This window comes from Pseudomonas sp. MF6776 (genome assembly GCF_016613125.1).
Taxonomy (GTDB): Bacteria; Pseudomonadota; Gammaproteobacteria; order Pseudomonadales; family Pseudomonadaceae; genus Aquipseudomonas; species Aquipseudomonas iridis.
In genome coordinates this window covers 1-13,717 of the sequence record NZ_JAENSQ010000044.1, presented here as the reverse complement: position 1 = coordinate 13,717, position 13,717 = coordinate 1, and the positions used below count along the sequence as shown (strand labels likewise).

General features: G+C 54.8%; 10 protein-coding genes. 5 read left to right on the top strand and 5 right to left on the bottom strand.

All coding sequences use genetic code 11. From position 1 onward, the window contains the following. The first annotated feature begins 105 nt into the window (after positions 1 to 105). From JJD74_RS28020 to JJD74_RS28010, 3 genes are all read left to right on the top strand, one after another. Positions 106 to 1,086, top strand: a complete 981-nt coding sequence (locus tag JJD74_RS28020; RefSeq protein WP_200617412.1) for a hypothetical protein — start codon at positions 106 to 108, stop codon at positions 1,084 to 1,086. A gap of 142 nt (positions 1,087 to 1,228) precedes the next feature. Then, positions 1,229 to 4,582, top strand: a complete 3,354-nt coding sequence (locus JJD74_RS28015; protein ID WP_200617410.1) for a hypothetical protein — start codon at positions 1,229 to 1,231, stop codon at positions 4,580 to 4,582. Positions 4,583 to 5,034: 452 nt separating this feature from the next. Further along, positions 5,035 to 7,422 (top strand): type I restriction endonuclease, encoded by a 2,388-nt coding sequence (locus JJD74_RS28010; RefSeq protein ID WP_200617408.1) that lies wholly within the window; start codon positions 5,035 to 5,037, stop codon positions 7,420 to 7,422. A gap of 129 nt (positions 7,423 to 7,551) precedes the next feature. Here JJD74_RS28010 and JJD74_RS28005 read toward each other — a convergent pair whose 3' ends face one another. The 3 genes from JJD74_RS28005 to dnaB (JJD74_RS27995) all read right to left on the bottom strand — a co-directional run bounded on the left by JJD74_RS28005 (position 7,552) and on the right by dnaB (JJD74_RS27995) (position 9,850). Beyond that, positions 7,552 to 7,983 carry a hypothetical protein gene (locus tag JJD74_RS28005; RefSeq protein WP_200617406.1) on the bottom strand — a complete coding sequence of 144 codons (432 nt, stop codon included), beginning with the start codon at positions 7,981 to 7,983 and terminating at the stop codon, positions 7,552 to 7,554. A gap of 2 nt (positions 7,984 to 7,985) precedes the next feature. Beyond that, a complete protein-coding gene (locus JJD74_RS28000) occupies positions 7,986 to 8,171 on the bottom strand; it encodes a hypothetical protein (protein WP_200617405.1) in 186 nt (61 codons plus the stop codon). A 281-nt stretch (positions 8,172 to 8,452) separates the two neighbouring features. Next, positions 8,453 to 9,850, bottom strand: coding sequence for a replicative DNA helicase (gene dnaB, locus JJD74_RS27995; RefSeq protein WP_200617404.1), 1,398 nt, complete (start codon positions 9,848 to 9,850; stop codon positions 8,453 to 8,455). A gap of 468 nt (positions 9,851 to 10,318) precedes the next feature. On the opposite strand from dnaB (JJD74_RS27995), the gene JJD74_RS27990 reads away from it, so the two are divergent. Next, complete coding sequence (locus tag JJD74_RS27990; protein ID WP_200617402.1) at positions 10,319 to 10,474, top strand: hypothetical protein; 156 nt, start codon at positions 10,319 to 10,321, stop codon at positions 10,472 to 10,474. A 191-nt stretch (positions 10,475 to 10,665) separates the two neighbouring features. Continuing rightward, on the top strand, positions 10,666 to 10,914 hold the full coding sequence (locus tag JJD74_RS27985) for a hypothetical protein (RefSeq protein WP_200617401.1): 249 nt from the start codon (positions 10,666 to 10,668) through the stop codon (positions 10,912 to 10,914). A gap of 69 nt (positions 10,915 to 10,983) precedes the next feature. Here the strand turns inward: JJD74_RS27985 and JJD74_RS27980 are convergent, their stop codons facing one another. Together JJD74_RS27980 and dnaB (JJD74_RS27975) are read right to left on the bottom strand one after the other, a co-directional pair. After that, positions 10,984 to 11,442, bottom strand: coding sequence for a hypothetical protein (locus tag JJD74_RS27980; protein ID WP_200617400.1), 459 nt, complete (start codon positions 11,440 to 11,442; stop codon positions 10,984 to 10,986). Between the two features lie 381 nt (positions 11,443 to 11,823). After that, entirely contained in the window at positions 11,824 to 13,326 is a 1,503-nt protein-coding gene (gene dnaB / locus JJD74_RS27975) for a replicative DNA helicase (protein ID WP_234451898.1), read from the bottom strand. Between the last annotated feature and the right edge of the window lie 391 nt (positions 13,327 to 13,717).

Below are 13,717 nucleotides of genomic sequence, written 5' to 3'. Positions count from 1 at the left end.
CCCGGATTTGTAGCCGGATTGAGGCCTTGCAGTTTAGCGATCGTGAGTACTCTCGAATCATGAAAGGCACAAACGCCGAACCAGATCCCTCATAGGAATGAGAACATGACCGAACACGTCGCCACCCTTAAAGACTCCGATATCCCGGCCAGCGAGTACTCCCTCGATTTCGTGCTCGGCTCCATCAAGGGCGCTCTCGAACGTGGGATGAGCGCCAAGGCGCGCGACCTCTGGATGCCATCGGTAAAAGAGATCGACAAGATCCACGTGATGGATGGTCTGAACGTCCGCGTCAACGACGCCGACTTGCAGGCCCATGTCCGCAAAATTGCTGACAGCATGAAGGTCAACGGCTTCAAAACTTCCAAGCCCCTTGAGGTCTTTGTCGTCGAAAAAGAGGACGGAAGTTCGGTTTGCTATCTGGCCGACGGTCATTGCCGACTGGCAGCATTGCGCATCGCGCTGGCCGAAGGCGCAAAAATCCTGAACATTCCGATCGTCACGCTGCCCACCAAAGGCATTGGCTTGCAGGACATCATTGCTGGCCTGTACACCAGCAACACCGGCAAGCCACTGACGACATTTGAAACCGCACTGGTGTGCAAACGCTTGGCCGGCTTCAACTGGACTTCGGCACAAATCGGAGAAAAGCTGGGTTTCGGCGCTGAGTACGTGGATCAATTGCTCGAAGTTGTTAGTGCTCCAATCAGCATTGTGACGATGATCCAGCAGGGCGAGTGCTCAGTCGGCCTCGCTCTGGACATGCTGCGCAAGCACCGTGGCGGCGCCGTAGAGGTGCTCAAGCAAGGTTTGGAAAGCGCCAAGCGAGCCGGCAAAAAGAGCGTCACGAAAAGCTTCATTGCCGGCGCCAGCCTGGAGAAGGTCGTTAAAAAGCAGGCGAAGCCTTTGTACGACGCTGCCAAGAAAGTGATCGCAGACCCAGGTTTTAAGGGCTTGAGCCCTGAGAACCAGACCTTGATGCAGGCGCTGCTCGACGAAATCAGCAACAAGGAAAAAAAGGCTGACGAAAAAGCCAAAGCCATGGAAGCAAAGGCTGCTGCCGAAGATGGCGAAGCTGCAGCGTAAAGCAAGCTCAACCGGCCCCGTCGGGGGCCCGAAATGCTCTGAATCCCCCGTGCCTCTCCTTTCCCATCGATGCCGCCGTTGAAGGCTTGCATATCCCAGCTTCGTGAGAGCCTTCCTTCAACGCAACTGCAGGAATGCCCTCATGTCTGATCCGCTGAACACCCAGCTAACCAACCGCCGCCCGCTCGAGGATTTTGAGCGCGTAGAGAAATTCCAATCTCTTCAGGCCGGCCAATACTGGCGCGCAATTGCAGCGATTCCGCAAAAGGCAATCGCCCTCGATTCGGTTCTGCTACTGCAGTCAATCAAGTGGGTCGATAACGCCGCGCACACCATTGTCATGCGCGCGCACCCGTCAATATTCGGCACTCGCGAGGAAATTGAAATCCCTCAGCCCGATGGCACAGTTCGCAGGTCCTATGTGAGCCATGGCACATATGACTTCTTGCTGAAGGACTTCCTGCTCCAGTTCGAGTACGAACCCGACGCCGATACAATTCGTGCCGACGAAACCGCCCGCATACACAGCACGATCCAGCAGCTGCAATCAGAACTGATCGTAGCGCAGTCAAACCCGGACATTCTTGCACGTGTGGTCGAGGATCAGCTGCGAGAAAAATCCGAAGCCGCGAGTGAGTCAGATACAGCAGGCGGGGCCCTGGTGCTCTACGACCACTCAGTACGACAAGAGATGTCTCAGCTGGCAACCGGCAGCATTGCCAATGCCTTGGGCAGCGGCATCACGTCCGAGAAGGTACAGGCAATGAAAGCAGTCGCTGAGCGCGAGTACCAGGTGGCCACCATCCAGTCACAGTGGATTCAGGGCAAGACAGCCGAAATTACTACCGTGGTCAAAAAGCTCACCCCCTTTTTTGAAGAGAAGGCCGCGGCATCACTGGCCAAGACGGAGGATATCCGTTCGTATGTCGCCAACCTGATCGAGGGCATCGAGTCCCTAGACCTATATGTCGGAAAATCGGTCGCGGTGCAGACCATCCGCACCGGCAAGCCGGCCGATCCATCCCAGCCGCTGAGTTTTGCTCAGAAGAAATTGATGATGGACGAGGAGTTGGCCGTTTGGGCAGAGGTCGACGAAGACTTTGATTTCACCAAGGAAGAGCTGTTTTTTGACGCCCTGCGAAATCACGATGATCTGGTCAATCAGATTTTCCCGACTGAGCGTTGCGTTCTAGTGATGGCAACTACCCGGCGCGACCTTGATTACGGTGATCGCTGGACCAATCAAGCCAAGAACGATGAGAACCGCAAAGTTTTCCTGATGGTTCGCAATGGCGAAAATGTTCATCGTGTGTTCAGTCCCGTCGAAAGTCATTTAGGCACCGGCCGGCTCTTCCCGTCTCGGGATGACCAAGACCGGATTTTTCGTGGCGTAGACGGATCACAGATCAAATTTGAGGACGTGGCCTACACGGCTCATCTGTCCAGCCATGCACGCTACGCCTTGCACTACAAACGATTCCTGCTGCTGATGTGCGGCCTAGACCACCGAGAGAAATTGTTCGGTGAGTTTTACCCAGGGCCGGAATCGCTGCACTTTGTAACCTTGGACTTCCAGGAGAAGTTCTGCCGCTTTATTCATGACGATGACGGTGAAGGCCTGATCGAGACCACCCCTCGCCAGCCGGTTGCAGAATGGATCAAAGAAAAAAACGCTTACCTCTGCTCTGGTAGCAGGGTCCTGTGCTTGTGGCACGAGCTCATGAATCCCGACACTGCCCCTAGCGCATGTAAGGAACGGCCTGGAGACCATTTTGATCGAGTCTTCAGCCCCTCAAACCCGATAAACCTCAAAATTGCCGCAAGGGTTGCCGATTCGCTCTGCGTGAAAGTTGAGGTGAGCGGTGGCTACGGCTCTAGAGCCCGCAGGTTTGCCTGCAACGTGAATCTCACCTCCTTTGACCGTCGTACCTGGGCATCAGACAGCCTTGCCTTCCTGTGTCTCGATACGGTCGAACCTGAAGAGCTGCGGTGGTACATCCACAACCGTGAGGCTCGCTACAGCCACCTACAGTTCATTCGCTTCTTCAAGCTGGCGCTCGCCCACCTCGAGCAAGAGCGAGCAAGTGAGCAGGATGCCCGTAATCGGATGCTACAGGCCCTTTCCGATGGGACCATTGCCCACGGCGAAGAAGCGCGAGGAATCATCAGTCAAACCGTAATTGCATGGCGTGCAGCAAACCGTGGCAAGCCACTCCCGCAGTTTGTGGATGGCAAGGCCCCCGCGGCGTGGAAAGGCCTCCTCGACCAGATGTACGCACTGGCCGGGAACGGTAAACGCCAGGCCCAAGAGATTGAAGCCTTCGTTCGTCAGTTGGGCTACCAGCCACTAAGGATTGCCCTGACAGGCAACAGCAAATTCGTCGCCTACGCTGCTCCAAAAGACAACGAGCTTGATAATCGACTCGAGCCTCATGCGTGGGTGAATCGCATGGTCTTCGAGCACAGCAAGGGCGTACTGGTAGAAAAGAGCCGGCGTTGGGTCATCCTGCGCCAAGTTGATGCCGCCGAGACGTCCCTACAGGAGTGGAGCGAGATCAATGAGTGGTTGCGAACCTCTGTTTTTAATTCCTACGAGCTCAAGCAAGAGGTTTTGGATGAGGTCGTTGGCCACGCCGGCGAGCTCAAGGCCCTTCTTAGGGGGCAAGATGCGGCATCGCACCGGGTACTGCTCGAGGATTGGTTCGAACTTCGCAGCGAAATGAGTGAAGAAACCAGCATCGTTGCAAGCCCCAACCTGGTGATTCCTGTAGGCGCCTACCTCTATCCCAGCACCAGGAACGTAAACTATATCGGCGCTTGTATTTCAAACCCGTATGGGTGGCTGTACCACAATGCCCCGGATGACAATACCCGAGCTGAAATGCGCCGCCGGTTCATTCGAGCATTTGTCGACAAGGAATATGCGGCCTCACATCATGACCAGCTGATAGCCAACAAATCCCCATGGGGCCTCGCTCAATTATCAGCGGAACACCGACATGAGGGCATGAAACCTCTATCCGGGGCTTATATGAGACCTATGGGCGGTTCTCATCCTGATCCGCGCCTGGCGACTGCGTACGCGAACTGGATGCGCCGAGATGGCAGAGGTTCTCAGGCTTGGCTTGCAGATGGTTGCGTCGATGAAAACGGGAATCTTCAGCTGGATTCGTTGCTTGGCGTGTCACTGCCAGATGACTACGATCCGCGCGATGTGCTTGAAGTGCATGCGTCAACAGCCGATGGCAAGGAAGTACCGTTCGGTAGGTGGTTGGAAATCATTCCTGCAGGTTCTGATTACACGGCAATCAACCGCAATGTTGCAGGGGCAAGTGGTTACTCGTTCACCACCTTACACTGCGCCTCCCACGCCGAAGCGCGGGAGTTGGTTCAAAGTAAGGCCAGGGCTGAGGGAGTTGAAGTCAAACCAGCAGAATTGATTGAGGGAGCGCCTCTACCTGGCAAAGGCTGTGAGCGGTGGATCATTCTTAAGTGATGGGTAGTTGATAACCCTGGTCAGATGAGGGTCTCGCTACCCTTGCTCACGGTAGCTTCTATCGTAGCTGCCATGGCCATGGGGTGGGGCCGAAAGGTTTTTGGAGATGAAACGACCGAGGAAATATTAGCGCTGTGGTAACGCGTGAACGCGGCTGAGGCGCGAATACCTCGCCCCGGCGCAGGACCTATCCGCCGCCATAGGTGCGCTGGGCCGCACTGGTAGTGCCTTCAAGACAATGGTTGATACAGGTCGACCAAAACCGGAAGGGGTGACCTGTGCGGAAGACGCTCACCAGGTGACTGAGCGGTGATTGACCATTCGCGGCCTTTTACCAAAAGAGGGATGATACTCCCCAAATTTTCACGGCGATCATCGCGCGATAAAGCCAGCAGACTTGCGGCCACCTCACCCAACTATTACGTAATACCATCTTACGGACGCAGGCAACTATGACAGTGACACAGCTAACTACCGCCCCAACCGAGACCGATCTAGAAGCAGAAATCCATGCGTCCATAAGGCTGGCCTTTCCCCTTATGCCAGCTCACGCCATTCGCCATCAAATCCAGTTTCAATTCAAGTTTGGCCATGCTGCAATCAAGGTTGACGGTTCAAAACCCACATCCGCTAGATCGCGGGCCGACGTCCTGCTGTACGTTGAGGACAAGCCGCTGGCGGTGCTAGAGCTCAAAAGGATGAGCGAAGAGCTCCAGCCCGATGATGGTCAACAAGGTCTTTCGTATGCTCGTGCGCTTAATCCAACTCCACCATTGGTGGTGGTCAGCAACGGAATCGAAACGCGTTACCTTGAAACCCACACCGGATGTGTATGGGTAGCGGTCGACAAGGATGCGCAGGCATTTACCGCCTTGATGGACAGCGCCTCAAAAGCAGCCAGGGCAGACCTTAAGCTCGCAATTCAGACTCTCATGGGCACAAATTCTTCCGTCTGGATGCAGGCGGTACTGCATGCCTCCAGTGCGAACATGGAGGAACTGACGGGCGACATTGAGGACACTGATCAGCCTTTCGGCCGAAACTTTCTTATTCCGAGGCAAGCGACATCAGTGGTCGTCGACTTCCTGATGAATAATCAGAAACTCGTTTTGCTCGAGGGGTCGTCACTGGTAGGCAAAAGTAACGTTTTGCGTGAGTTATGCGAGCTGACGGCCGCCAATGAGGTTGGAGCGACTCTCTACATAGAAACCGATACAGGAAGCAGCATTCTTCAGTGCATCGCGGATGCTTTAGAAAGTCACCTGAACTGGCCGGTTACGGTGGAAGAGGCCCGTTATTGGTTGAAACAGGTGTCAGACGCCAATGGCCCCGACCTGATTCTGGCAATCGATGGGCTCAACAGTGACGATAGAGTCGTCCGAAAGGAGATTGAGGACCTCTCGAGTACTAAGTTTGGAAAACATTTAAAGCTGGTGGTGGCACTGGATACAACAGTGGCAAGCAGAATTGTGATCACAAATGGCCGCAACAAATCGCCAATCGGACGCAGAGCGGTGCGTGTTGAAGTAGAGCCGCTGGATAACTATGAATTCCCTCGTGCCGTACAGACCTTGCTCGATAATCGCCTTGTGCTCATGCAGGGGGCGTTTTACACGCCGGATTACCGTCATCCATGGATACTCCGGTCCGTAGCCGCATTGGCGCTGTCGGGCCTTGAAGGTGAAACCCAGGAAACCTTTCTGGCCATCCTGCCAATGCTCAACACCGACCTTATCCAATACGCTCGTGATCGATTTGAGAACATCGATCTTCGTCGTGGCTTCGCAAAAGTCGCTCAAGCCATGATTATTGAATCGAGCGACGCCGCGCGACACCCGACTCTAATTGTCGAATGCAATCGCACATTTGGGATCCGTCGTGCCACGTTGTTGCAGGTGCTGAGCTCTGAGGAATTGAATTTACTTGAGGAAGCGGGTTACCTGAAAGGCGCAATTCATGAGGTTACGGAAGAGCAAATCAGTTACGTACGACAGCCAGCACTTCTCGCCAGCGAGATTGCCAGGGTCATCAAATCCGAAATCCGTAGTCGATCAGAAGAGAATCCTGAGGATGCGGCCACTTGGCTGACTGACGCAGCATCTCGCTTGCCACTTGGGGATGTGATTGCAGCACATGCACTGCTCGAGGCATCAACGGAAGATGAGGGGTTGCCGGTCGGCGTTATGCTTAAACTCCTCACTACAAAACCCCAAAGCAAATCACCGAAGCCAGGCACGACGTACGCTGGCTTACATCCAGGCATTGGCCATATAAAATTTCGTGTCGTTGACGAAACGGTTATTGATCTTTTTATAAAGGGAGTGCCAAAAAGACTTGAACTTGGCGAACCTTTAGGGCGGTTATTCGAGGATGTAACCCCTTGGCAAATTCTTTCTCATGTGTGTGGTGCGCGAACCGAAGTCATGGATGACAGTGGCAACCTGGTCAGGTTAGAACAACCGTTTCTTTTAGAGATCGCCTCAGCGAGTTTCCCGTTGCTCTCATCCCACCCAATGATCACCGGGCAGCTGCCGCATCACGATCTACCTAATGGTGGCTCTGTTGTCTGCCATGACGTTGGTATTGTTGAACCAATCACGCAATCGCTTTTATCGTACCTTAGGGAGGACCTAAACGACTCCAAGGCTTTGGTTGAGTGGGCGTTGACCAGAAAGTCCACCGCCTTACTTGCCCGACTCCACATAGCGCTACTTGAGATTGCTCGAATGACAGACCCTAACTTCGCTGCGTGGGCTCAGGCGACCCTGACTAACCAGATTGTTCCAGAGCTTAAAGAATTGCTGCAATGCAGCGAACAGCACCTGCTTGACATGGGATAGCAGGAGCAAGCAAGGCATCTTTCTAATTCATGGGCAAAAAAAAGCCCGGACAAATGCCGGGCCTTTACTTTTTCCATTTCTCGGTTAAGTGCAGCGACAGCAGTTCTGCACTTCATGAGCAACAGGTACCTATAAGTGGAGGAATGGCATTAAGCCAACGAGAAACCCCATTATGCCAAGGACGCCACCCATCACGCCGAGCCGAGTTGAGAGCCGAATACCAAGATCAGGATGGCTCCAAAACCACTGGTAGACCTCAAAGGTCGACGCCCGTCTGATTTCCAGGTCGACGTCAGTTTTGAATCTGATACCGAGCACATCGACAGCATCGTAATCCAAGGCAACAGCACGCTTGGTAATCGAGATGCCCCCTGGTGTACCCATTGCATACCGAAGAACCCGTGACCCATTTTGTGGATTACAGATGACCACCGCTTCCCGCCGGAAAAACCTTTCACGGTCCAACCGCTTGGAATCGATGTTGCTGTTGTGCAGGCGGACGATGGAGTGTTGCAGACCACAGTCCTCGGGCAGAAGCTGAACGACCGTTTCTATTTTCATCGTCACACCAGCCTTCCGGTGAGACCGGAAATTGCGTGGTGCCCAAGGATGACCGTAGGCGTATAGCGGTAGTGAAACCAAACGACCTCTCCGGTGGCGGCTTCGAAAATCCAGCCTCCTGCCGACTCACGGTGAGCGCGTGCAGCCTCAATGGTTTCAAAGCCGGAAAAAGTTGGTTCTTGCGACATAGTGTGTACCTCCAAATTAGCTTTGCAGGCACACCCACCCTACCGGGAGAGTATGCCCGGTAGGCGAAGAACCCGGGCAGAATTGCCGGGAGATTGAGACGAGAATCAGGTCCTAAATAGACCAAGAATTCCCAACGATACGAAGTGCTGGCAGACGGGCCAGCTTCCCATTTGGGCGCAGTTCATTCTGCAGGCCAAAATCAGAATCTAAGGTAGCTTTGGGGCCGGTCAAAAACAAGCGCTCCAAGCGAGAAGGCTTACTCAGTCAGGCCCCCATAGCCTTACTCGTCGTCGTCGAAGTTATAGCTACCCGGTGCCAGGTTTTCGAATCGCGTGTACTTACCGATAAAGGCCAGGCGGATAAAGCCGATCGGCCCGTTCCGCTGCTTGCCGATGATGATCTCGGCAATACCCTTGTGTTCGGTTTCCGGGTGATACACCTCGTCGCGGTACACGAACATGATCACGTCGGCGTCCTGCTCGATCGCTCCGGATTCCCGCAAGTCGGAGTTTACCGGGCGCTTGTTCGGCCGTTGTTCCAGGGAACGGTTGAGCTGGGACAACGCCACCACCGGGCAGTTGAATTCCTTGGCCAGGGCTTTCAGGGATCGGGAGATCTCGGAAATCTCGTTGGTCCGGTTGTCACCGCTGGAACCCGGAATCTGCATCAACTGCAGGTAGTCGATCATGATCAGGCCGACTTCGCCGTGCTCACGCACCAGTCGCCGGGTCCGGGCACGCATTTCCGACGGGCTGATGCCGGCGGTATCGTCGATGAACAGCTTGCGGTCGTTGAGCAGGTTGACCGCCGAGGTCAGTCGCGGCCAGTCGTCGTCTTCAAGCTGACCGGAACGGACCTTGGTCTGATCGATACGGCCGAGGGACGACAACATACGCATGATCAGCGATTCGCCTGGCATCTCCAGCGAGTAAACCAGAACAGCCTTCTCGCTGCGCAACACGGCGTTTTCCACCAGGTTCATCGCAAAGGTGGTTTTACCCATGGACGGACGGCCGGCGACGATGATCAAGTCGGACGGCTGTAAGCCGCTGGTCTTCTCGTCGAGGTCGGTATAGCCCGTGGACAGGCCGGTAATGGCGTTGTCGGTGTTGAACAGTGTGTCGATACGGTCGATGGCTTTGGTCAGCAGATCATTCACACCCACCGGGCCACCGGTTTTTGGCCGGGCCTCGGCGATCTGGAAGATCTGGCGCTCAGCCTCGTCAAGAATCTCGGCGGCTGTACGGCCTTCCGGATTGAACGCGCTGTCGGCGATTTCGGTGCTGATACCGATCAACTGGCGCAATGTCGCCCGCTCGCGAACGATTTGCGCATAAGCCTTGATGTTGGCGACCGATGGCGTGTTTTTCGCCAGTTCGCCGAGGTAGCCGAGGCCACCAACCTGTGACGTCTGACCTTCCTTGTCCAGTTGCTCAGACAGGGTCACGACGTCGATCGGCGAGTTCTGATCGGCCAGCTTGGCGATCGCACGGAAAATCAGGCGATGATCATGACGGTAGAAATCGCCGTCGGATACTTGATCGAGCACGCGTTCCCAAGCGTTGTTGTCCAGCATCAGACCACCGAGAACAGCCTGTTCAGCCTCGATGGAGTGCGGTGGGACCTTGAGAGCGGCAGTTTGTAGATCGTATTGCTCAGGAGCGGATATTTCGTTCATGGGCTCGTTTTATCTTCATCTGGTGAAATGAAAACCCGTTGCCGCCGGCCCCGGTCGAATTTGCACTGGGGTTGGCTGCTATTGACTGCACGCAATTGACCCCAGAGAGGGCCTACGCGTCAATCAGTGAATTAGATGCGGGACATCACCCGGCCCACTTCGCAGCCGGCAACGAGCGCCACGGGACGCCTGTCCCTTGGGCACGCAGAGCCAAAATTGTTTCACACTTCAAAATTCTGCAAGCGCCTCGCTGATCAGGTACTCCCATTTCCACTGGTGTGGTACCCCATACCTCGTGTTGTCGGGCATGCACGCCGGCGTGTAAGATCGTGTCTCCTTACAGCCACCGGCTGTCCCTTCGGGGCAGGTCAAGCTGGACCTGGGTTCGCCGAACAGAGCACATCAATCCACCCACCGGGGTTCCAAGCCCCTGTCGGGACCTGGAACCTCAAAACGCATGAGGTCTCCATGGAAATTTTCCTTTGGTTTATCGCGATGATCTGGGGCTCTTACCAGTACGAGCCGACATTCCTGCTGCTGCTCGCTTTTATCTGCCTGGCCATCACCTTTGTTCTGTCACGTCTCTTGTGGCGCTGTACAAAACGGTCTAAAGCCAATCTCTGAGATCCCGGACTAAAACCAGGTACTCGTAGAGTCATTGAATCCTTCGCAGTGATCCCTTAGGGCAAAACACTTCGATGTGTTGTTTGTCATCGCGTAAAGCTCAGCTGCCTGCGCTTCGTGAAAAAAACTTAACCGCCAGTGGGGCTATGTCCCTGCGGGGCGTCGCCTCACTCCCCTGTAGGAGCGAGAAAATGCAAGATCCCATTATTGTCTGCGGCCAAACCATTGGCGTGGATTCGTATCTCGGCACATCTGAACAAGCAGAAATTGTGACTCACGCTTTGATTTGTTTCGGTCACGTGCTGAAGGACGGATCAGCCCAGGTCAAGCGGGTCAGTTTCGATGGCTTCGCTGATCGGATCGAACAGTGCTACTCCCTCACCCCGCGTACGACAGCAGTGGTAAGGACTTTGCGCTCGGTTCAGCAGCTGCAAAACTAGATTGTTCCTAAAAAAAAACCGGCGCATATGCCGGTTTTTTATTGCACAAAATTCAGGTCTGGCCGTTGGCTACCCCTTCTGCTCCAAAAGGAGCTCAATGTCACCATTTGCCGCGAGGCCCAGGGCGCGTCGAATCAACAAGTGCTTGCGGTCGGTAAAGTGGTTTACGAAGCCAAGCTTCAGCATGCTGCAAGCGGTCGCAAGGCCGACGACGAACCCACCAACCAGGAGTGACGTGTAGACGCCAACAACCAACAGACCCGCTGCGTTTTCCGACAGTAACTCGTTAAACCGCCCAGGCGAATCGATCGCGAATAACGTCGCGCCCGCGACCAGGAGCAAGGGGGCAAATTGTACGGTAGTTGCCAGGCCGCGCAGAATGCAGCCGGCGACGTTAAGGCACTGACTCAAATACAGGCGCTTGTCACGCTTGGCTTCCTGCTCAAAGGCCTCAACCTGTTGAACTTCCAATTCGCCAACCGAAACCCCATTCATGCTTACCACCCATTTATCCGGTGTCTTCTCCACAACTCATTCCTCATTCCGAGCTTCCGGTCGGGGCGGGACGCATAGCGCCACTTCGAAATGCCAGGTCGTGCGAAGCCATATGCCCCGTCCAACTGGCAACGTCATTTGCTGGTCAATGGCCAGATTCAAGAGGCTCACTCCCGTGGATACCCCGGAGCTCGCCCCTCTCCAATCAGATAGAAATGGTCTCACCTGATTAAAATGCGCAGTGTTCAATCCGCCCCAGATTGCAGGGACGAACTTGCACTGTGGCGAGCAGAGTTAGGGTTTGCTTTGGGATAACGATTCGAAGTCGTGGAAATGAGGAACGCCCAACCCAGATCTTGAAGGTTGAAACCGACCTCGCGAGCCTTCAAGTAGAGGAAGCGCAGTGTTAAGCGGCTACTTCTTGCGGGGTTTGCGCCGTGATTGCTTGTAGTTGTCAACGGTAGCGACTTGAGGCACATGGACGCGCCCAACCCGCGGCGATACCGGCGGGGTCTTGCGCCCCATCTCCAGCTCACTGAACTCGTGAGTCCCGGTCTTCAGATTTTCGAATCGGCTGTACTTTCCAACAAAGGCCAGCCTACAGAACCCGGTAGCGCCTTCTCGTTGTTTGCCAATGATGATTTCGGCAGTGCCCTTGTACTTCGAGTCGGGGTAATACGCCTCGTCGCGGTACACGAACATGATCACATCCGCGTCCTGTTCGATGGCGCCGGACTCGCGTAAGTCCGAATTGAGGGGGCGCTTATCCGGTCGCGACTCGAGGCTGCGGTTAAGTTGTGACAGCGCAACCACCGGGCAGCCGAACTCTTTGGCCAACGCCTTCAGGGAACGTGAGATCTCAGAGATTTCATTGGTCCGGTTTTTCCCGCTTGAACCAGGGATCCTCATCAACTGCAGATAATCCACCATGATCAAGCCGATCTCACCGTGCGCTCTGAAGATTCGCCGTGTCTCGGCCCGCATCTCCGACGGGCTCACACCGGAGGAGTCGTCGATGAAAAATCGGTTAGGCTGGTTGAGCAGATCGGCGGCCTTAACCAGCTTCGGCCAATCCGTATCCTGCAGTTGACCATTGTTAACCTTGGTCAGATCTATCCCGCCTATCGAGGCAATCATCCGGTTGATCAAGGAGATCCCGGGCATCTCAAGGGAGTAGACAATAACCACCTTGTCGGTCTTAAGCACCGCATTCTCAACGATGTTCATCGCAAAGGTGGTTTTACCCATGGAGGGGCGGCCCGCGACGATGACCAGGTCAGCGGGTTGCAGAGAATCGACAATTTTGTCCAGATCATCGAACCCCGTGCGCAACCCAGCTACTTGGCCCTTTGCGCGCGCCTCAATCTTTTCACGGCCTTTGACCAGGAGTTCGTTGACACCAACGGGGCCGCCCTCTTTGGGCTGCTTTCCGGCGACCAGAAGAATCTTCCGCTCGGCCTCTTCAACGAGGTCTGACGCCGACCTACCCTCCGGATATAGAGCGTGGGCTTGGATGTCCTCGCATGTGGCGATTATTTCCCGCAGCTTTGCTCGCTCTCTGATGACGCTCGCATAGGTTTTTGCATTCGCGCTGGACCAAGTGCTCTTGGCCAGCTCCGTGATGTAGTCGAGGTCAGGTGAGCTCTCAAGCAACCCTTCCAGCACCAACTGGTCTCGAACCGTCACCACGTCGAATGGATGCCCACGTTCTGCCAGCAAACTGATGACGCGAAAAATATGACGGTGATCGCTGAAGTAGAAATCACCTTCCGACACCACGTCCGAAAGTTGTTCCCATACCAAGTTCTCAAGCAGCAGTCCGCCCAGAACGGCTTGTTCCGCTTCCAGAGAATATGGGGCCTGCCGAAGCGCTTCGCTCAGCGAGTCATCCGGCAACGTGGTGGGAGGATTGTTCAAGGGCACCTGCAACGGTCTGGAGGCAGGGTACCCGGCCTCAGTTCTTAACTTCCGATTAACACCGAAAGCTGCTCGCGATTTTGCCACAGTTGAGAGATCTGCAAGCATTTGACGATCCTCGTCCGCTGATCCGTCGACATCCGGACACTGAGCATCGCAAAGCATCGAGCATCATTTTCGTGGATTGGGTCAGCGTTTAGGGGCCAATTAGGGCCCTATCAGACGCTCCCTGGGGCATCCTCACCCCAATTTTCAGACCCCGACTGTTGGTGCTGATGGAAAATTGACCCACCCTGCCGATTGAAATTTGACCCAGGGCGGATTGCTGATTTCTATATCAGCAACTGTGGATAAGTCTATCAGCGCAGCTGCTTTAAAATCCCTTCCTTTC